Source organism: Streptomyces sp. NPDC030838 (assembly GCF_055572035.1).
Genome location: NZ_JBVIED010000010.1, coordinates 195134 through 215138 on the forward strand (window position 1 = coordinate 195134; position 20005 = coordinate 215138).

Sequence of the window (20005 nt, forward strand, 5' to 3'; positions counted from 1 at the left end):
GGATTGTCCTGGTCCTGCGGGGCCTGGGGCCCCTGTCCAGGATCCTGGTCCCCGCGGGGCCGGATGACCAGGGCCGTTCGGCCCTGATCCGGCCGGCTCAGCCCTCCCAGGCCCAGTCGGTGACCTCGGGCAGGTCGATGCCGTGCGCGCGGATCCAGTCGTGGTGGCGCAGCCGGGCGTCCTCCATGCGCTGCCGTACGGGCGCGGCCCGCACGGCGAGGCCGGGCACGCGGTCGATGACGTCCATGACCAGGCGGAAACGGTCCAGGTCGTTGGCGACGACCATGTCGAACGGGGTGGTCGTGGTGCCGATCTCCTTGTAGCCGCGGACGTGCAGGTGGGGGTGGCCGGCCCGGCGGTAGGCCAGGCGGTGGATGAGCCACGGGTAGCCGTGGTACGCGAAGATCACCGGCTTGTCGCGGGTGAACAGGGCGTCGTACTCGGCGTCCCGCATCCCGTGCGGATGCTCCTCCCGGGGCAGCAGCCGGGCCAGGTCGACGACGTTGACCACGCGCACCGACAGCTCGGGCAGGTGCCGCCGCAGCAGCTGGGCGGCGGCCATGACCTCCTGGGTGGGCACGTCGCCGGCGCAGGCCAGCACCACGTCCGGTTCGCGGGTGCCGTCCTCGGTGCCCGCCCAGTCCCACACCCCGGCGCCGCGCGCGCAGTGCACCTTGGCCTGCTCCATGGTCAGCCAGTCGAAGCAGGGCTGTTTGCCCGCGATGACGACGTTGACGTAGTCGCGGCTGCGCAGCACGTGGTCGGCGACGGACAGCAGGGTGTTGGCGTCCGGCGGCAGGTAGACGCGTACCGCCTCGGGGCTCTTGTTCAGGATGTGGTCGACGAAGCCGGGGTCCTGGTGGGAGAAGCCGTTGTGGTCCTGGCGCCAGACGTGCGAGGTGAGCAGGTAGTTCAGCGAGGCGATGGGGGCGCGCCAGGGCAGCCGGCGGGTCACCCGCAGCCACTTGATGTGCTGGTTCACCATCGAGTCGACGATGTGCGCGAACGCCTCGTAGCAGGAGAACAGCCCGTGCCGGCCCGTGAGGAGGTAGCCCTCCAGCCAGCCCTGGCAGGTGTGTTCGGAGAGGATCTCCATCACCCGGCCGTGCCGGTCGAGGTGCTCGTCGACGGGCAGGGTGCGGGCCTGCCAGGCCTTGCCGCTGGCTCCGTAGACGGCCTGGAGGCGGTTGGAGGCGGTCTCGTCGGGGCCGACGAGCCGGAAGTCGCGCCGACCGGCGGTGGCCCGCATGACGTCCTCCAGCAGGCCGCCGAGGACGGCGGTGGGTTCGTGCCGGGTGGTGCCGGGCTTGTCGACCGGGACGGCGTACGACTCCAGGGACGGCAGCGGGAGTTCGCGCAGCAGGAGTCCGCCGTTGGCGTGTGGCGTGGCGCCGAGGCGGCGCGGTCCCTCCGGGACGCAGGCAAGCACCTGGGGACGGGGCCTGCCCCGCTCGTCGAAGAGTTCCTCGGGCCGGTACGACCGCAGCCACGCCTCCAGCTGCCGCAGATGCTCCGGGTCGTCCCGTACGGCGGCCAGCGGCACCTGGTGGGAGCGCCAGGTGTCCGCCACGGGCAGGCCGTCGACCTCGGCCGGTCCGGTCCAGCCCTTGGGCGTGCGCAGCACGATCACCGGCCAGCGGGGGCGCTCGGTCACGCCGTCCTCGCGGGCGGCGCGCTGCACGGCGGCGATCCGGTCCAGCGCGGTGTCCAGGGCCTGGGCCATGGCCCGGTGGACGGTGGCCGGGTCGTCGCCGGTGACGTGGATCGGGTCGTGGCCGTAGCCGGTGAGGAGGGCGTCGAGTTCGGGCTCGGGGAGCCGGGCGAGGACCGCCGGGTTGGCGATCTTGTAGCCGTTGAGGTGGAGGATCGGCAGGACGGCCCCGTCGTGCACGGGGTCGAGGAACTTGTTCGAGTGCCAGGAGGCGGCCAGCGGACCGGTCTCCGCCTCGCCGTCGCCGATGACGCACGCGACGAGCAGGTCCGGGTTGTCCAGCGCGGCGCCGTAGGCGTGGGAGAGGGAGTAGCCCAGCTCGCCGCCCTCGTGGAGGGAGCCCGGAGTCTCCGGCGCGACATGGCTGGGCACGCCGCCGGGGAAGGAGAACTGCCGGAACAGCCGGGCCATCCCGGTCGCGTCGCGCGTGACGTCCGGGTAGGTCTGGGTGTACGACCCCTCCAGCCAGGAGTTGGCGAGTACGGCCGGACCGCCGTGACCGGGCCCCCACACGCACAGAGCGTTCAGGTCGCGGGCACGGATCACCCGGTTGAGGTGGGTGTACACCAGGTTCAGGCCCGGGGAGGTGCCCCAGTGGCCGAGCAGCCGCTGCTTGATGTGTTCGGGGCGCAGCGGTTCGCTCAGCAGCGGGTTGGCCAGCAGGTAGATCTGGCCGACGGACAGGTAGTTCGCGGCGCGCCAGTGGGCGTCCAGCGCCGTCAGCTCCTGGTCCGAGAGCTCGGCGGAGGCCTGCCGGGTGTCGACGGACATGGGGTCCCTCCGGTCGGGTGCGGTCGGGATACGTGCGGGCGGCGGATCGGCGGCGGGGCGGTCGTCTTCGCGTTGTCTCCGTGTCTCCGCGTTGTCTCCGTGCTTCCACCCTCACCCTGGCCCGCCCGCCCGGGTACCCGACAGGGCCGTTCGGTCCACTCGGGGGCCTGCGCGGCCCATACGGCGCCCGACGGTGCCACGGCGATCAGCGAAGGATCCGTCACCCCCGCCCGTCGCCTCGGACCTCCGCCAGCACCTCCCGGATCACATGCCGGGCGTTCCGCGCCATCGCCAGGTTCCTCTCCCGGTGGTACGGCAGCGCGATCAGCGCCTGCGAGAGTGTGCGCCCCCGGCCGCGGACCCACGATGCGTCGTCCACGCCGAGTGCGTCGCGGAACACCTGCCGTGCCGCGCCGGGCAGCAGATTCCAGGCGGGGAACAGATCGCAGGCCGGATCGCCCACGCCCATGCACCCGAAGTCGATCACGGAGGTGAGCCGGCCGGCGTCCACCAGCAGGTTGCCCGGCATCAGATCGGCGTGCAGCCACACCGGCGGCCCGGACCAGTCCGGCGCCTGGAGCGCGTCCTCCCATACGGCGGCCACGGCGTCGCAGTCGACGCCCTCCTGCGGGATACCGCGCAGTTCCTCGATCGCCGCCCGGGTCCCCGCGTCGAGCGAGGCGAGGGGTCCGCCGCGGTAGGCGGCCGGCGCTCCCGGCAGGGTGATGCCGCGCATCGCCGTCACGAACGCGGCCAGCTCCTCGGCCAGCCGTACGGGCTCGCTCAGCGCCCCCGCCTCGGGGTTCTCCCCCGGCAGCCACCGGTACACCGACCACGGCCACGGATATCCCTCGGTGGGCTCGCCCGCCGCCAGCACGTCGGGCACGGCCGTGGGCAGCAGGGGCGCGAGGCGCGGCAGCCACTCCCGCTCGACGGCCACGTCCTCGGCTCCGCCCGCCACCAACGGCAGCCGCACGACCATGTCGTCGCCGAGCCGGTACATGGCGTTGACGGTGCCGCCGGACGGGACCCGCTTCAGCGGCAGGCGGGCCCACCGCGGGAACTGCCCGGCGATCAGCCGCCGTACGAGGTCGTCGTCGACGGCATGCCCGTCCGAATCTGTCCGCACGCTGCTCATGAGGGGTCATCCGATCGCCGGGACGCCGAGGGCGTCAATCGCTTTTCGGCGCCCGGTGCGTCCCTGACCGCCACGGGCGTACGGCCGCCGGGCCCACGCGGTTACCCGGCGGCCGTCCGCACCTCAGGTGTACGGATCTCACATGTCGGCGGCGTCCACCACGTCACCGAGGTCGACGAACTTGAAGCCGGTCGCCGTGCGGGTGCCGCCCTCGCCGTCGGGGACCTCGGGGGTCTCGTGGCCGTCCTGGACGACCAGCAGGCCGTTCGGGTAGCGGCTGCCGAGCGGGGCGTTCAGGACCGCGGCGCCGTCGCACTCCTCGGAGCCGTCGAGCGTGGCCGAGGCGGCGCCGACGCGGAAGCCGCCCTCGTACTCGTTGTCCTCGCTCACCTCACGGTCGTACAGGGCGAAGGTGTCGTCGCCCTGGCTGGAGGCCAGCAGGTAGCCGTCGCCGTCGGACTCCTGGAACAGGGTCAGGCCCTCGACGTCGGCGGACAGCCGCTCGCCGCCGTAGCCGGGGTCGGTGCCGGCGGTGCACTCCTCGGTCGTCTCGTCGTAGACGCCGGGGACGCCGTACTCGCGGACCTTGTCCACCAGAACGGGCCGGTCGGTGAGGTCGGCGCGCAGCCGCCAGATGCCGACGTCCTCCTGGCCGGCGTAGAGCGTGCCGGTGGCCGGGTCCACCACCATGCCCTCCACCTGCGGGAGTTCACCGGGCTCCGCGCAGGGGGACCAGGTGGTGCCGTTGGGCAGACGGAAGGACGACGGCAGGTCGAGGGTGCGGACCTTGCGGTAGCCGACGGTGCCGTTCGCGGTCGGGGTCAGCTCGACGAGGGCCACCCGCGTCCGCTCGCGCTGGCTGACCAGGGCGTAGGTGCGCCCGGTGGCCTTGTCCTGCCAGGTGGCGAGGCCGTACGCCGTGCGCTGGTCGTTGATCTCGGCCTGGTCGGCGGAGAAGACCGGGGCGGCGGCCGGGTCGGTGATGTCGGTGAGCGGGGCGCCGGGCCGGGCCGGGTCGATGCGGTAGATCCGCAGGCGGTCGTTGCCGCGGTCGCTGACCACCGCCACGTCGGCGCGGCCGGCGGAGGTGCGCAGGCCGGTGACGAGGTCGACGTTGTTGAAGCGGCCCGGGGCGTCGTCCTCGGCGGGCGGTCGCGGGGCGGACAGCGACTGCACCAGACGGGCGTCGAGGTCGTACACGCGCAGGCCGCCTTCCTTGGCGGTGGCGATGACGAGGCTGCGGTCGGGGTCGGCCGCGTTGCGCCAGATCGCCGGGTCGTCCGCGTCGGAGTTGCCGCCCGCCTCGTCGTCATAGAGGGCGGGGGTCTCGCTGACGGGGGTGACCGTCGGCAGGCCCGCGTCGTCGTCGGCCCCGGCCGGGGCGGCGGCCAGCAGGGCGAGCAGGGCGGTGCCCAGGGCGAGGATGGCGGCTCTGTGCGGAGTGCGGTGCGTTCTCACAAGCGCTTCCTTCGTCGGCGTCTTTGTGTCAAGGACATGCCGATACTGCGGGGAGAAGCTTGCATCCAAGGGTCCGTGAGCTGTACGCAGACCCACGAGAGACATGACTCCGCGTCAACTCTCAGCCGTCCGGTGCGTCCCGGACCGTGGGTTCAGCTCCTCGCGCAGGGCCCGCCGCTCCTCGGCGGGCGACAGCGGGACCCCCTCCCGGGCGGCGGCGAGGAGAGTCATCCGCCCCACCCAGCCATACGTCGAATATCAGCCACCCTCGCTGTGTGACGCAGATCACACCGGAAGCTTTGGAACCGGGCATTCCGGGCCTCGCTGCGATTACCGAATATCGAACACCGACCGCGCGGTTATGGAAGACCAGTTCCGCAGGGTGAAGAAACCTTCGAAATGTAGGCAGTGAGGGCCATCACGCCCTCGAAAGGTCGGATCATGAAGCCCTGAACCCCTCGATGTCACGCACCGTTGGCACGGAAACCGCAGCACTTAACGTCCTGTTCATGACTCAGCTGGACGTACGGCCCCTGGCCGGAAACACAGGCGACGGGGCCCCCGCCGACGGCATGCGTGCCAAGGGCCTGAGCGGGAACTCCGTCGGGCTGCTCGGCAGCGCCGTCATCGGCGTCTCCACGGTGGCCCCGGTGTACTGCCTCACCTCCACCCTCGGGTCCACCGCGGGTGAGGTCGGGGTGCAGATGCCGGCGGTGTTCCTCGCGGGCTTCCTGCCGATGCTGCTCGTCGCCTTCGCCTACCGCGAGCTGAACAAGGTGATGCCGGACTGCGGCACCTCCTTCACCTGGACGGTGAAGGCCTTCGGCCCGAAGGTGGGCTGGATGTGCGGGTGGGGCCTGGTGATCGCCACGATCATCGTGCTCTCGAACCTCGCCGGTGTGGCGACGTCGTACTTCTGGCTGCTCGCCGGGGAGATCACCGGCAGTGACAAGGTGGCGGCGCTCGACGGGAACAAGGCGGTGCATATCGTCACCTGTCTCGCGCTGGTCGCCATCGCGACCGTGATCAGCTACCGCGGGATGACCGCGACCAAGGGCGTGCAGTACGCGCTGGTCGGGCTTCAGCTGGTGGTTCTCGCCCTCTTCGTCGTGATGGCGTTCGGCAAGGCGGGCAGCGCCGACTTCCCGACCTCGACGGACTTCTCGCTGTCCTGGCTCAACCCCTTCGCGGTGCAGTCGTTCGGCGCCTTCACCGCCGGTCTGTCCCTGTCGATCTTCATGTACTGGGGCTGGGACGCCTGTCTGACCGCCAACGAGGAGACCAGCGGCAGCACCAAGACCCCGGGCCGCGCGGCGCTGCTCGCGATGGTCGTGCTGGTCGGCTCCTACCTGGCCACCGGTGTGGCGGCGCAGATGGTGGTCGGCTCCGGCGACAAGGGGCTGGGCCTCGCCAACCCCGACACCTCCGACAACGTCTTCGCCGCGCTGGCCGGTCCGGTGATGGGCCCGGCGCTGGGCATCCTGCTCTTCGTGGCCGTCCTGGCCTCGGCGGCGGCGAGCCTGCAGACCACGTTCATCCCGGTCGCCCGTACCGTGCTCGCGATGTCGACGTACGAGGCGCTGCCCGCCTCCTACTCCAAGGTCCACGAGCGATTCCGCACCCCGGGCCGCGCCACGGTCATGGCCGGCATCGCGACCGGCGTGTTCTACACCGTGATGACGCTGGTCAGCGAGCATGTGCTGGTCGACACGATCTACGCGCTCGGCCTGATGATCTGCTTCTACTACGCCCTCACCGCCTTCGCCTGCGTCTGGTACTTCCGCGCCGATATCCTGCGCTCCGGGCGTGACCTGCTCTTCAAGGGCCTCTTCCCGCTGGTGGGCGGGCTGCTGCTGAGCGCGGTCTTCGCCAAGACGCTGGTGGACATGTGGAACCCGGACTACGGCAGCGGGTCCTCCGTCCTCGGCGTGGGCTCGGTGTTCGTGATCGGCGTGGGTCTGCTGCTCCTGGGTGTCGTGATCATGTACGCGATGCGGTGGCGCAGCCCGGCGTTCTTCCAGGGCAAGACCCTCACCGGGTCGACGCCGGCGCTGGTCGCCGAGGACTGACGGCCGAGTCACCAGGAGAGGCGGGGCATCCCACGGGGTGCCCCGCCTCTTCCGTGTTCCCCGCCGAGTTCCAGGACGACCGCCGGCTGGAGACGGCCGGCACGCGGGACTGAGTGAGGGGTCCCGTCAGATGGTTACTCGGGGCCCATGGCGAAGCTGCATCTTCCCGGGCGCCTCGGGCACCGGGACCGGCACGACGACCACCGGCCGCCGACTCCGGAGGAGGTCGGGCCCGGTCCCGAAGTGGAGCGGGCCGCGCCCGACACGCCGGCCAAGCTGCCGAAGGGTGCCTGGGGGGCGGTGTTCAAGGGCAGCCTCCGGGAGTTCAAGGACGACGAGCTGACCGACCGCGCGGCGGCCCTGACGTACTACGGGGTGCTGTCGCTGTTCCCGGCGCTGCTGGTGCTGGTGTCGCTGCTCGGCATCTCCGGCAGGTCGACCACGGACAAGGTCCTGCAGAACCTGGAGTCGCTGGCCCCCGGCGCGGCGCGGGACATCATCACGCGGGCCGTCGAGCAGTTGCAGGGCAACGCGGGCATCGGGTCCGTGATGGCGATCGTCGGTCTGGTCCTCGCGGTGTGGTCCGCGTCCGGTTACGTGGCGGCGTTCATGCGCACGGCGAACGCCGTCTACGACATCCCGGAGGGGCGGCCGATGTGGGCGATCCTGCCAGTGCGTCTCGGACTGACCGTGGCGCTGATGATCATGGCGGTGATCAGCGCGCTGATCGTGGTCTTCACCGGCGGCCTGGCCCGCCGCGCGGGCGACGTCCTCGGTCTCGGGGACACCGCGCTGACGGTGTGGGCCATCGCCAAGTGGCCCGTCCTGGTCCTGCTGGTCACGCTGATGATCGCGCTGCTGTACTGGGCGAGTCCCAACGCCCGGGTGCGGGGCTGGCGATGGATCACCCCGGGCAGCTTCCTGGCCCTGGTGATCTGGATGATCGCCTCCGCCGGGTTCGCGTTCTACGTCGCCAACTTCGGCTCGTACAACAAGACGTACGGGACCATGGCCGCCGTCATCGTCTTCCTCGTCTGGCTGTGGATCACCAATCTGGCGATCCTGCTGGGCCTGGAGTTCGACGCCGAGACCGCCCGCCAGCGGGCCATCGCCGGGGGCCATCCGCCGGAAGAGGAGCCGTACACCGAGCCGCGCTCGACCCGCACCTGGGACGAGCCCCCGCCCGGTGGACACTAGGGGGCCGCCGGCACGGCCGTGCACCGGCACTGAGTTGCGAGGCCCCGTGCGCGGTGTGACCGTGGACACTGAAGTCATGTCTGCCGGCCCGGGAGCGGACAGCCCTTGCAGGCGATGGCACGACACGTCGACACCCGACTGACACACCTCCCACCTATGGCGCTGACGGAACCGCCGATGAGCGTGTGTCCGAGAGCCGTGAGAGATACGCACAGAGCGCGGGAGACGCGATGTCGAACGGACCCATGGACAGGCGTTCCTTCGGTGACCAGCCCGACCGGCCCGAGGGCGGCGGCACGGGCAAGCGCGGGGAATTCACCGGTCGGTACCTGATCGCCCTGGACCGGAATGATCAGGAAAGCGGGTTGAACGCGTTGCGCTCCGAGGCCGGTATAGGACCCGTCGAACGCGTCCGGGGAACCGAGGTCGATCGGACCGCCGAACTCCTCGAACGTCCCGACGTGTCCGTGTTCTACGAGGAACTCGGCCTCCTCGTCGCGGAGGTGCGGCCCGATCAGCGTGTCGCGCTGGTGACCATCGCCGAGCGGGAGTCCTCAATCGTCTCCGCGGAGCCGGAACGCTTCGTCCACGCCGCAGTGATCATCGAACCGCGGCAGGCGCCCACCGAGTTCTTCCCCGCCTACCGCAGCGACGCGGACGTGGTCGAACGCCTGACCCGAGCCGAATTGGTCTCCGCCGGCGGTCCGGCGTGGGATGAGCGAGCCTCGACCTGGGGGATGCAGGCGATCCGGGCCAACCTGTCCAGTCTGTCCGGCCTCGACGTGAAGATCGCCGTCCTCGACACCGGCGTGGACACCGCACATCCGGACCTCGCCGGTCGCATCGAGGCGACGGCCTCCTTCGTGGCCGGCGAGACCGTGCAGGACGGCAACGGTCACGGCACGCACTGCATCGGTACGGCCGCCGGTCCGGAGCACCCGCGTCAGGGGCCCCGCTACGGCGTGGCCTGCGACGCGCGGATTCTCGCGGCGAAGGTGCTCAGCAACGCGGGCACCGGCTCCGACGGCCAGATCCTGGCCGGCATCGCCTGGGCCGTCGCCGGTGGCGCAAAGGTCATCTCCCTGTCCCTCGGCGCGCCGGTCCTGCCGGGCGAACTCTTCCCGCAGACGTACGAGAAACTGGCCCAGTACGCGCTCGGCCACGGAGCGGTCGTGGTCGCCGCCGCCGGCGACGACAGCAATCGGCCCGGGCACGTCCAGCCCGTGAGCCGGCCCGCCAACTGCCCCTCCGTTCTCGGGGTGGCCGCGCTCGACAAGACACTCACGACGACGTTGTACTCCAACAGCGGCATCAACGGCCAGGGCGGCGAGGTCGATATCTCCGCGCCCGGCCTGGCCGTGTGGTCGGCCGCCCCTGGCGGGGGGTACCAGACACTGAGCGGCACCAGCATGGCGACCTCGCACGTCGCGGGTGTCATCGCGTTGCTCGCCCAGGCGTGGCCCGACGCCTCACCGGCCGGCCTCAAGGCCGGCTTGCTGGCCGGTGCGCTCCCACTGGCGCAGCCTGCCGGCGACGTGGGAGCCGGCCTGCTCCAGGCGCCGTGAGTCGAAGCGTCAACAATTCCACGTCGAATCCCGGAAATCAGCCCGGAAATCAGCCGGCGCGCGTATTTCATTCATTCTCGTTAGACTGGACGGGACACCCGGCGCGATCTCCGCACAACGCCCCGGGGCAGAGGTATGACCCATGTCCGGCCCTGTTTTCGTGGTCAATTGCCTGCCCGTACGTCACGGCGACTGCATTCTCATCGAGTACGGCGATCAGGAGGACCCGTCCCGTATCCTGATCGATGGCGGCCCCGCCTCTTCCTATGCGGCGCTGCGTGCCGCCATCAGCGGACTTCCGCCGGACAAGCGCCGTTTCGAATTGCTGGTGGTCACGCATATCGACGCGGACCACATCGATGGTGTGCTCATCCTTCTCCAGGATGAAGACCTGGGTGCCGACTTCGGCGAGGTGTGGTTCAACGGCTGGCCGCAGCTGGAGTCGCTCTCCGGCGGCCGTCCACGGGATGTCTTCGCTCCCCAGCAAGGGGAATTCCTCGGTTACCTCCTGCATGCACAGGCCCGGGCGTGGAACTCCTCGTTCGCGGAGAATCGCGGATGCGTGGTGGTCGCCGATACGGGCCCGCTGCCCGCACGACAGCTGCCGGGAGGTGCGACGATCACACTGCTCTCTCCGCTGGAAGAGAACCTGCTGAAACTTCGGCGCGCATGGGTGAAAACCCTGGAGGAGGCCGGGATGCGGCCGGGTGACTGGGCGGAGGCCGAAGTCCGGCTCGCCGAGCGCGCCGAGTACCGGCCTCGTGTCCCTCGGCGGGACGTGTACGCGCGGCGGGAATTCGGTTCCGACACGTCCGTGGCGAACGGGGCGAGCATAGCGTTCGTTTTCGACTACCGGGACCGCAGGGTGCTGTTCGGCGCGGATGCGCATGTGGCCGTGCTCACCAAGGGGCTGAGACGTCTCGCCGACGAGCTGGGGGCCCAGCGTGTTCCCTTGGAGGCCGTGAAGCTCTCACATCACGGCAGCATGGCGAACATCGACGGTCGGTTCCTCGACATGATCGACGCCCCGAGTTTCCTGGTGTCGACCAACGGGGCGTACTTCCGGCACCCAGATCCGGAGACCATCCTGCTCCTCGCGGAACGTGTGCCGGGAGCCGAAATCCGGTTCAACCACCGCTGCACCACGACCGAAGTGTGGGAGCGGCCCGGAGCGGTACCGGGCAGCGGAATCCGCGCGGTGTTCCCACCCGAAGGCCGGATGCTGGACCTTGGATCGTGACGGTCCGGCGAAGGGGTCGTGATGGCTTCGGAGTTCGAGAAACTCGACCTGGAGGTGCTGGCCGGCCGGCACGAGCAGCTGTGGGTCTCGGCACGTTCCCGTCTGGGTGCGGTGTACGCCATCCCGCGAGGCGGCTGGACCACAGAGCAGCTGATGGAGGCCGGCAAGACACTGCGGGACGCCGTGTGGCACGGTGACACCGCCGAGCCCACGGCACAGCGCATCGGGCAGGATCTTCAGGACCTCCTCCTCGGAGACACAGACCTGCGCGCCCTCTTCCAGCGCACCCGTGGCGCCGCCGCCGACGCGGGCCGGCCTCTCGCCGTCCGGATCCTGAGCGCACCGCACGACATCGCCGACCTGCCCTGGGAACTCACTCTCGACCCGGAAGGCGGCGGGACGTATCTGACCCTGGCACCGGACGTGCACATCCTCAGACTCGCCCGCACGCGGACCTATCCGGTGCACACACGCCCGGTCGAACCACCCCTGCGCATCCTGGTCGTGTTGTCCAGTCCCGAAGGCGAGAACATCCCGTTCGACCTGTACGAGGAGAAGAGAATCCTCCTGAACGAGCTCACCCCGCTCGTGCACAGCGGAAAGATCGTCGTGGACGTGGAGGACCGGCCCAGCCTCGACAACCTCCACCGGTGCGTCAGCGGCCGGACGCGCGGCTATCACGTCGTGCACTATCTGGGGCACGCCAGCCCGGCAGGCCTGGTACTGGAGACCAGCCGGGGCTCCCCCCGCGGCGTCACGGCAGAGCAGTTCACCAGCGTGCTCCTGGGCTGCCCGGATCTGCGGCTCGTGGTGTACGCAGGCTGCCTCACCGCGGGCCCGCCGGAGCGAGAGGGCCTGAGTGGACTGTCGGAGGACGACTGGCGCGAATCGCCCAGCATCGCGGACCTGAGCGCCAGGACGGCGGCACCGGTCGTGGTGGGCATGCAGGCCGTGCTGCCCTTCCCGACCCAACGCATCTTCGCCCGGATCTTCTACCGGTCGCTGGCAGGTGGACGGAGTCTCGCCAGCGCCGTCCAGCTCGCCCGCGCCGCCGTGCGCGGCGACGAGTTCGTCGGCGGCTTTCTCGACTGGGCCGTCCCGGCGCTCTTCGTCGGCGGCGACGAACCCGGACCTCTCCTGGACGTGTCAGCGCCCTCGGCAGCCGCGCCCCGCCCCCTCCGCCGGGAGCTCAAGCTCGGGCTGGAGGAAGAGGAACGCTCGCTGTTCGGCCGGCCCGTGTCCCTCCGGCAGGCGATGAACATCGTCAGCGGCCAGAGCTCCTCCCGCGCACTCTTCGTCACCGGCCCGCCGGAGCTGCGCACACCCTTCGTGGCCCGGATCCTCGACGATCTCGGCGACGACGTCAGTGTGGTGCTGTATGCGCACGCGCAGGAATTCGAGGACGAGGATCCGGTCGGCCAACTGTGCACCTGGGTCACCGAGCTGCTCACCGGGCTCGACGGGCGTGCCCGCCGGCCGCACAGGAGCTGGAGCAGCGGCGACTGGTGGAAACGCGTCCTCGAAGAGCTCGTCGCCGTGCCTGCGGTCCTCGCCTTCGACGGCCTGGAGGAACTCTCCGACGCGGCCGCGAGGAACCTGAGCTGTGTGTTTCAGGAGCTGGCACTGCGCCGCGGACGAGCGCGCCTGGTCCTGGCCGGCATGGTCGACATGGATCGCTTCCTGGGCGACCGCGCCGCGCGATACGCCCAGCAGATCCAGCTGCGTCCCCTGGAGTGGACAGCGGTCGAACGCTGGATCGGCTGGAACGTCCCCGAACTCCTCCGCCACCAGAGCAAGCTCGAACAGTGGTACACGGACGGGTTCCAAGAGGACTTCGCGCTGTGGACGCGGCTCGCGGAGAGGATCGCCAACCGCCCCACGGCCGACCCGCAGAGCTTCGTCGACGAACTCCTCGCCACCCGCTCCCCCGCCCCGCTGCACCGCGCCGCCCCGCCTTTGCGGGCAGCCCTCGCCCACCCGGGCACGGCGGGCCGCGCCGAGGAGTTCGCCGGCTGGATCACCGCCCTGGCCAACAAGAAGAGGGTGGGTGGCAAGGTCGTGGTCTCCGGCGGCGTGGGGGAACCGTCTTCCATCGCCGCTCTGGCACCGGTCGCCTCGCCGTTCACATCCGGACGCCCCATCACTGATGTCGAGGCCGTGGAATGGGCACACACCGCAGTCAAACACGGCGCGAATGTGCTGCTCCTGGATTTCGGCAGACCCGGAGCCTCCGCGGTCTGGGACTACCAGTGCCGGCGGCTCAGGGAACAGGGCGTGCTGGTGATCGGTGTCGGTGGGGATAGGAGCGACGAGGAGATCCGCTATCCCCCGTGGTGTCCCGACGTCCTCACGGTCGGCTCCCTCACAGAGGGACGCCCTCCGCCTACGGCAGTGTGGAAGCCCACCGCACGGAAGCCGGAGATCTTCGCCGCCGAGAGCCTGGCCTGGGCCGACCCCCCTCCCGCCTTCGCGGAACTGCGTCCCGGCAGCCATCAGGCGGCCCTGGGCGTACTGGCCGCCGCACTCCTGGTCTGGTCGGTGGACAGGACACTCACCGGCGACGACGTCCGTCACATCCTGCTGGACACGGCTGAGCGCCGGCAGGTGATGCGGGACGGCGAGGTCGCGGACTTCCGAGCGCTGCACCTGGACGCCGCGCTGGAGCGGGCCCGCACCGACCTGCTGTCGAACGTCCTCAGGCACGGCCCCGCCGGCCTACGTGAGCTGATAGCCGCCACCGGTCTCTCCGGCGACCTGGTGAGCGATCTGCTCGGTCGGCAGGCAGCCACCCACCGCATACGTCGCGTCGTGACGGAGGAGGGAGAGAAGTTCGAACTGATGGAGAAGCAGCCTGACGAGTAGGCCGGCGGCGGGAAGGTCGCGCTACGCCGTCGGGCCGACGGAGGATTCGGCTTCCACCAGAGGGGGTGGAGGCAACCTATGGCCTCGGAGACCGTGATGGGCAAGAACATCGTGGTGTGCCTGGACGGGACGGGCAATCAGCTCAAGGCCCGCGGCAACACCAACGTCGTCAAGCTCTACCAGATGCTCGATCTGCACGACCCCGCCACACAGATCGCCTACTACGACCCGGGCGTCGGCACCTTCTCCGCCGCGGGCGCCTGGTCGCTCCCCGCCCGCAAGCTCTCCAAACTGTTCGGGCTCGCTTTCGGCTCCGGGCTCAAGGCGAACCTCGCCGAGGCCTACACCTACCTGATGCACCATTACGAACCCGGCGACCGCATCTACCTCTTCGGCTTCAGCCGGGGCGCCTACACCGCCCGGGCTCTCGCGGGCATGCTCAAGGCCGTCGGCCTGCTCCGCCCCGGCTCTGAGAACCTCGTCCCCTACGCCATCGCCGTCTACACCAAGAACCGGGACTGGACCGACGACGACTGGAGGCAACTGCACCAGTTCGCCGGAGCGTTCAGCAGGAAGGTCGACAAACGGACCGGCATCCCCGTCCACTTCATGGGCCTGTGGGACTCGGTGAAGGCCGCCGGACTGCTGCGCTGGAACCTGCGGTGGCTCTACACCAGGCGCATCCCCAACGCCGGCCGCGTCCGGCACGCCGTCTCCATCGACGAGAAACGCCGGCCCTACGAGGACTACCTCGTCCTGCCCCCGAAGAAGCCCGGGGATCCCGGCCCGGTGATCGAGGAGGTCTGGTTCGCCGGAGTCCACTCCGACGTGGGCGGCACCTTCGAGGACGACCCGAAGCTGTCCACCATCGCCCTGAAGTGGGTCCTGGACGGCGCGCTCGACGCCGAACTCCTGCTCAAGAAGGGGGCGTACGCGAAACACCTCACGTTCGACTCCGGCCACGCACTCGGCGCGGTGCACCGCATGGGAGCGGTCTGGGCCCTGCTCACCTACCGGCACCGCCATGTCCCCCACGACGCCGAAGTGCACGAGAGCGTAAGGCTGCGCGTCCAGTCCGACGCCGACTACGGACGCCGCATCCCGAAAGGCGTGACATGGGCCGACAAGGACTGGCTGAACCCGAATCCGCGAGCCGGTTGACGACGAGGGCTCGCAGTCCCAACCCAAAGGGCTCCCCTCGCCCATGCCAACAACCGCCCAACAGCGGTCCACGAATCGGCCTTGCCGGGCCATGATTCGGTAGCGCGGGGACGGCCGGGAGCGGTTTCGGACATACGTTCTTCGCCGTGAACCTTGACGACACCCCTCTCAGAGCCGCCCAGTCGGCTCCCGCGCGCCGCTCCCTGCTGCGCGCCGCCGTGACCGGAGCCGCCGTGGCCGGCGTCGGACTCGCCGTCTCCCCCACCGCCGCCGCCGCGCCCGCCGCCCGGCCGCGGCCGACCACCGCGCAGGAAGCGCTGCGCGAGATGGCCGCCGGGAACCTCCGCTGGCGTACCTACCAGGAGCGGCACCCGGACGAGACCCCGGCCGTCCGGCAGGCGCTGACCTCCGGCCAGCACCCGTTCGCGATCGTGCTCGGCTGCGTCGACTCGCGGGTCCCGCCGGAGCTGGTCTTCGACCAGGGGCTCGGCGATCTGCTCACCGTGCGCAGCGCCGGTGAGGTGCTGGACGAGGCGGTGCTCGGCAGCATCGCCTATGGGGTGCTGGAGCTGGGGATACCGCTGGTGATGGTGCTGGGCCACCAGTCGTGCGGGGCCGTGCGGGCCGCCGTGGAGGCCGACGAGTCCGGCGGCCGGCTGCCCGCGCACATCCAGTACCTGGCCGACGAGATAGCCCCGGCCATCGACCGCACCACGGAGGGCGACGCCCGCGTCGACGCGACGATAGACGCCAACGTACGGCTCGTACGGTCCCGGCTCGCGGCGGAGCCGGATCTCGCCGAGCGGGTCGCGGACGGGCGGCTGGCGATCGTCGGCGCGCGGTACGAGCTGACCAGCCAGGTGGTGCGCCGGGTCGCCTGAGCCCCGACGTGCCTCACCGGGGTGTCGCGGTGCTCTTCGGCGTCCGCCGCCGGCGCAGCAGCGGCCAGGCCAGGAGCACCGCGATCACCGCGTACACCGTGATCGCGAACGGCGTGTCGACCAGCCCCGTGACGCTGCCGTCGCTGATCTGCAGGGCGCGGCGCAGCTGCTGCTCGGCGTTCGGGCCGAGGATGACGCCGATGACGGCGGGGAGGACCGGCAGGCCGTAGCGGCGCATGCCGAAGCCGATGAGGCCGATGACCAGCAGGATGACCAGGTCGACGACCTCCCCGCCCACCGCGTAGGCGCCGACCGCGGCGAAGAACAGGATGCCCGCGTAGAGGTACGGCCGGGGGATGCGCAGGAGCTTCGCCCACAGCGGGGCGAGCGGCAGGTTGAGGGCGAGCAGCAGGACCATGCCGACGAAGAGGGACGCGATCAGACCCCACACCAGGTCGGGTTCGCGTTCGAAGAGCAGCGGGCCGGGCTGGATGCCGTACTGCTGGAACGCGGCCAGCATGACCGCGGCGACCGCGGTGGTCGGCAGGCCGAGGGTCAGCATGGAGACGAGGGTGCCCGCCGCGGAGGCGGAGGCCGCCGACTCGGGTCCGGCCACACCCTCGATCGCGCCCTTGCCCCACTCGTCCTTGTGCTTCGACAGCCGCTTCTCGGTGACGTACGACAGGAAGGTCGGGATCTCCGCCCCGCCCGCCGGGATCGCGCCGAACGGGAAGCCGATGAACGGGCCGCGCAGCCAGGACTTCCAGGTGCGCCGCACGTCGCCGCGGCCGAGCCAGGGGCGGCCGACCGGGATCGGTTCGCCGGGCGTGCGCCGCAGATGCGCCGCCACCCACAGGGCCTCGCCGATCGCGAACAGGCCGACCGCGACGATCACCACGTCGATGCCGTCGGCGAGTTGCAGCGAGCCGAAGGTGAGCCGCTGCTGGCCGGTCATCTGGTCCAGCCCGACCAGGCCGAGGGTGAGGCCGATGAGCAGCGAGGCGAGGCCGCGGATCCGGGAAGAGCCCAGCACCGAGGTGACGGCGATGAACGCCAGCACCATGAGGGCGAAGTAGTCGGGCGCGCCGATGTCGACGGCGAGGTCGGCGACGGTCGGGGCGAGCGCGACCAGCAGGATCGTGCCGACCATGCCGCCGGCGAAGTGGCCGATGGCGGCTGCCGCCAACGCCTGCGCCCCGCGCCCGGACTTCGCCATCGGGTTGCCCTCGATGGCGGCGACCACGGCGGCGCTCTCGCCGGGGGTGTTGAGCAGGATGGAGGTGGTGGAGCCGCCGAACATGGCGCCGTAGTAGATGCCGGCGAACATGATGAACGCGCCGACGGGGTCGAGTCCGTACGTCACCGGCAGCAGCAGCGCGACCGCCATGGCCGGGCCGATGCCGGGCAGGACGCCGATCGCGGTGCCGAGGAGGACACCGAGGGCGGCCCAGAGCAGGTTGAGCGGGGTGAGGGCCGTACCGAAGCCGTCCAGGAGGGAGTCGAGGGCGTTCATGTCACAGGACTCCCATCAGCGGGCCGCCGGGCAGCGGCACTCCGAGCAGGTGGTTGAAGACGGCGTAGGTGATGAGGGAGAGGGCGGCCGCGATCAGCGGGTCGCGGTCGGTGCGGCGGCTGCCGAGGGCGAAGGCGGCGCCCCAGAAGAGCAGGGCGCCCGCGGCGGGGAAGCCGAGGGGTTCGATGAGGACGGCGGAACCGAGGAAGACGCCCGCCAGCAGCAGCACCGTGCGCCAGTCGGCGGGTTCGGAGAGGTCGACGTCCTCGCCGGTCTCGGCCTGGCCGCGCCCGCCGCGCAGCACGTCGACGGCGAGCAGGGCGGCGATCAGCAGCAGGCCCGCGCCGACGACGACGGGCACGGTCTTCGGGCCGACGGGGCCGCGCTGGGCGATGTCGACGTCCATGGTGAGCGCGTCGGTGAGGACGAGCACGCCGAGCGCCAGCAGCAGGGCGCAGACGCCGAGTTCGGAGTGGTCGCGCAGCCAGGAGCGGCGGGGCGGGGCCTCGGAGGTGGCGGGTGTCGTCACAGTCCCAGCTCCTTCAGTACGGAGACCACGCGCTTGTCCTGGGCGTCGAGGAACGCGCCGAACCGGTCGCCGGTGAGGAAGGCGTCGTCCCAGCCGTTCTCGCGCAGGGACTTCCGCCACTCCGGCGAGTCGTGCAGCGCCTCGATCAGACGGATCAGCTTGTCGCGTTCGGCGTCGGTGAGGCCGGGCGGGGCGACGATGCCGCGCCAGTTGGTGAAGTTCACGTCGTAGCCCGCCTCTTGGAGGGTGGGCGCGTCGAGGCCGTCGACGCGTTCGGGTCCCGTGACGGCGAGGAGGCGCAGTTCGCCCGACTTGATCTGGTCGAGGTACTCGCCGACGCCGGACACGCCGAAGGCGACCTTGTTGCCGAGGATCGAGGCGAGGAGTTCGCCGCCGCCGTCGAAGGGGATGTAGTTGACGTCCTTCGGGGAGATCCCGGCGGCCCTGGCCATCAGCATCGGCGCCAGATGGTCGGGGCCGCCGGGGGCCGAACCGCCGCCCACGGGCAGCTTGCCGGGGTCGGCCTTCCAGGCGGTGATCAGCTCGTCGATGGTCTGGTACGGCGAGTCCTTCGCGACCACGACCACGTCCTGTTCCTCGGTGAGGCGGGCGATCGGGGTGGTGTCGGCGAGGGTCTTGGGCGCGTGGTTGGAGCGGACGGCGCCGACGACGCCGAGCCCCATGGACATCGCCAGCTTGCCGTTGCCGTGCTCGCTCACCAGCCGGGTGAGGCCGACGGTGCCGCCAGCGCCGGGGAGGTTGAACACCTCGATGTTCGGGGTCAGTTCGGCGTCCTCGGCGTTCCGGGCGGCGGTGCGGGCGGTGATGTCGTAGCCGCCGCCGGGCGTGTTGGGAACCATGAAGCGCAGGCCCGGGATTCGCGTACCGGTCTCGGCGCCGCTGCCGGTGGTCAGCAGCGGCGGTCCCAGGAGCACGAGCACGGCGGCGCCGAGCAGGGCGAGGGGAGTGCGCAGGCGCACGGGCCACCACCTGTCGATGAGTTCGGGGAGGGAGGTGGCCACATGGTGCCCGGGGGCGGCCGGGCTGTCGCGTTTGTGGAGGCAACGATGATTGTGGTCGTTGTGGTCAGGGCGTCAGAGGGGCGCGCGTGGCCCGGTCCACCCAGCGGTGCGTCACTTTCGGTCGAGGGCGTCCGCCTCGTCGAGCACGGGTGCGGCCGTGTGCAGGCGGCGCCGGCGGGGGTGGTCTTGAACAGATAGGGCTGGATCGGACAGGGGCGGCCGGGTGGCTCGACTAACACCAGATGGCGTTTGCCTAAAGGCTTTAGGGAAATGCCATAATCGATTCAGCGAACGGAAGGAGGGCCGCCATGGCACGCGTGGGACTGACCACGGAGCGTCTGATCCAGGCGGGCGCCGAGCTGGCCGACGAGGTCGGCTTCGAGCGGGTGACCGTCTCCGCGCTGGCCCGCCGGTTCGACGTCAAGGTCGCCAGCCTGTACTCCCACCTGAGGAACTCGCAGGACCTCCGGACCGGGATCGCCCTGCTCGCGCTGGAGGAGCTCGCCGACCGCGCCGCCGACGCGCTCGCCGGACGGGCCGGCAAGGACGCCTTGACCGCGTTCGCGAACGTCTACCGCGACTACGCCCGGGAGCACCCCGGCCGCTATGCCGCGGCCCGGCTGAAGCTCGACCCCGAGACGGCGGCGGCCAGTGCCGGCGTACGGCACGCGCAGATGACCCGGGCGATCCTGCGCGGCTACGACCTGACGGAACCGGACCAGACCCACGCGGTCCGCATGCTGGGCAGCGTGTTCCACGGCTACGTCAGCCTCGAGCTGAGCGGCGGGTTCAGCCACAGCGAACCCGACTCCGAGGAGACCTGGTCGCGGATCCTCGACGCCCTGGACGCCCTGCTGCGCGACTGGCCCGCGCGCTGACCCCCGACCC

The 20005-nt window shown here is 70.9% G+C and carries 14 protein-coding genes; 8 read left to right on the forward strand and 6 right to left on the reverse strand.

What is annotated here, in order from left to right; all coding sequences use genetic code 11:
- Positions 1–97: 97 nt before the first annotated feature.
- The 3 genes from ACZ42A_RS25160 to ACZ42A_RS25170 form a co-directional block, all read right to left on the reverse strand.
- The gene (locus ACZ42A_RS25160; protein ID WP_468529500.1) at positions 98–2482 is read right to left on the reverse strand and encodes a phosphoketolase family protein; all 2385 of its coding nucleotides are present in this window, start codon (positions 2480–2482) and stop codon (positions 98–100) included.
- 220 nt (positions 2483–2702) lie between these two features.
- Positions 2703–3620: an aminoglycoside phosphotransferase family protein gene (locus tag ACZ42A_RS25165; RefSeq protein ID WP_468529501.1), complete on the reverse strand. Its 918-nt coding sequence runs from the start codon at positions 3618–3620 to the stop codon at positions 2703–2705.
- A 138-nt stretch (positions 3621–3758) separates the two neighbouring features.
- On the reverse strand, positions 3759–5078 hold the full coding sequence (locus tag ACZ42A_RS25170; protein WP_468529502.1) for a phytase: 1320 nt from the start codon (positions 5076–5078) through the stop codon (positions 3759–3761).
- 509 nt (positions 5079–5587) lie between these two features.
- On the opposite strand from ACZ42A_RS25170, the gene ACZ42A_RS25175 reads away from it, so the two are divergent.
- The 7 genes from ACZ42A_RS25175 (at position 5588) to ACZ42A_RS25205 (ending at position 16053) form a co-directional block, all read left to right on the forward strand.
- Entirely contained in the window at positions 5588–7147 is a 1560-nt protein-coding gene (locus ACZ42A_RS25175) for an APC family permease (protein WP_468529503.1), read from the forward strand.
- 147 nt (positions 7148–7294) lie between these two features.
- Entirely contained in the window at positions 7295–8344 is a 1050-nt protein-coding gene (locus ACZ42A_RS25180) for a YihY/virulence factor BrkB family protein (RefSeq protein ID WP_468529504.1), read from the forward strand.
- Positions 8345–8574: 230 nt separating this feature from the next.
- A complete protein-coding gene (locus ACZ42A_RS25185; protein ID WP_468529505.1) occupies positions 8575–9909 on the forward strand; it encodes a S8 family serine peptidase in 1335 nt (444 codons plus the stop codon).
- Between the two features lie 142 nt (positions 9910–10051).
- Entirely contained in the window at positions 10052–11149 is a 1098-nt protein-coding gene (locus tag ACZ42A_RS25190; RefSeq protein WP_468529506.1) for a ComEC/Rec2 family competence protein, read from the forward strand.
- A gap of 21 nt (positions 11150–11170) precedes the next feature.
- Positions 11171–14011: a CHAT domain-containing protein gene (locus ACZ42A_RS25195; RefSeq protein ID WP_468529507.1), complete on the forward strand. Its 2841-nt coding sequence runs from the start codon at positions 11171–11173 to the stop codon at positions 14009–14011.
- A gap of 78 nt (positions 14012–14089) precedes the next feature.
- Complete coding sequence (locus tag ACZ42A_RS25200) at positions 14090–15172, forward strand: DUF2235 domain-containing protein (protein WP_468529508.1); 1083 nt, start codon at positions 14090–14092, stop codon at positions 15170–15172.
- A gap of 146 nt (positions 15173–15318) precedes the next feature.
- Positions 15319–16053 (forward strand): carbonic anhydrase, encoded by a 735-nt coding sequence (locus tag ACZ42A_RS25205; RefSeq protein ID WP_468529509.1) that lies wholly within the window; start codon positions 15319–15321, stop codon positions 16051–16053.
- Positions 16054–16066: 13 nt separating this feature from the next.
- Here ACZ42A_RS25205 and ACZ42A_RS25210 read toward each other — a convergent pair whose 3' ends face one another.
- From ACZ42A_RS25210 to ACZ42A_RS25220, 3 genes are read right to left on the reverse strand one after another with little or no spacing between them, the layout of a single operon-like run.
- On the reverse strand, positions 16067–17566 hold the full coding sequence (locus tag ACZ42A_RS25210; RefSeq protein ID WP_468529510.1) for a tripartite tricarboxylate transporter permease: 1500 nt from the start codon (positions 17564–17566) through the stop codon (positions 16067–16069).
- 1 nt (position 17567) lies between these two features.
- Positions 17568–18095, reverse strand: coding sequence for a tripartite tricarboxylate transporter TctB family protein (locus ACZ42A_RS25215; protein ID WP_468529511.1), 528 nt, complete (start codon positions 18093–18095; stop codon positions 17568–17570).
- Positions 18092–19075, reverse strand: coding sequence for a Bug family tripartite tricarboxylate transporter substrate binding protein (locus tag ACZ42A_RS25220; protein WP_468529512.1), 984 nt, complete (start codon positions 19073–19075; stop codon positions 18092–18094). The genes ACZ42A_RS25215 and ACZ42A_RS25220 overlap by 4 nt, the downstream gene beginning before the upstream one ends.
- 350 nt (positions 19076–19425) lie before the next feature.
- Between ACZ42A_RS25220 and ACZ42A_RS25225 the strand changes: the two genes are divergently transcribed.
- Positions 19426–19995 (forward strand): TetR/AcrR family transcriptional regulator, encoded by a 570-nt coding sequence (locus ACZ42A_RS25225; protein ID WP_468529513.1) that lies wholly within the window; start codon positions 19426–19428, stop codon positions 19993–19995.
- Positions 19996–20005: the final 10 nt, after the last annotated feature.

What these genes read in the sequence shown, in the direction of transcription:
- ACZ42A_RS25175 (WP_468529503.1), top strand. Translation starts at nt 5,588, where the DNA reads ATGACTCAGCTGGACGTACGGCCCCTGGCCGGAAACACAGGCGACGGG.
- ACZ42A_RS25180 (WP_468529504.1), top strand. Translation starts at nt 7,295, where the DNA reads ATGGCGAAGCTGCATCTTCCCGGGCGCCTCGGGCACCGGGACCGGCAC.
- ACZ42A_RS25165 (WP_468529501.1), bottom strand. Translation starts at nt 3,620, where the DNA reads ATGAGCAGCGTGCGGACAGATTCGGACGGGCATGCCGTCGACGACGAC.
- ACZ42A_RS25190 (WP_468529506.1), top strand. Translation starts at nt 10,052, where the DNA reads ATGTCCGGCCCTGTTTTCGTGGTCAATTGCCTGCCCGTACGTCACGGC.
- ACZ42A_RS25225 (WP_468529513.1), top strand. Translation starts at nt 19,426, where the DNA reads ATGGCACGCGTGGGACTGACCACGGAGCGTCTGATCCAGGCGGGCGCC.
- ACZ42A_RS25200 (WP_468529508.1), top strand. Translation starts at nt 14,090, where the DNA reads ATGGCCTCGGAGACCGTGATGGGCAAGAACATCGTGGTGTGCCTGGAC.
- ACZ42A_RS25195 (WP_468529507.1), top strand. Translation starts at nt 11,171, where the DNA reads ATGGCTTCGGAGTTCGAGAAACTCGACCTGGAGGTGCTGGCCGGCCGG.
- ACZ42A_RS25185 (WP_468529505.1), top strand. Translation starts at nt 8,575, where the DNA reads ATGTCGAACGGACCCATGGACAGGCGTTCCTTCGGTGACCAGCCCGAC.
- ACZ42A_RS25210 (WP_468529510.1), bottom strand. Translation starts at nt 17,566, where the DNA reads ATGAACGCCCTCGACTCCCTCCTGGACGGCTTCGGTACGGCCCTCACC.
- ACZ42A_RS25160 (WP_468529500.1), bottom strand. Translation starts at nt 2,482, where the DNA reads ATGTCCGTCGACACCCGGCAGGCCTCCGCCGAGCTCTCGGACCAGGAG.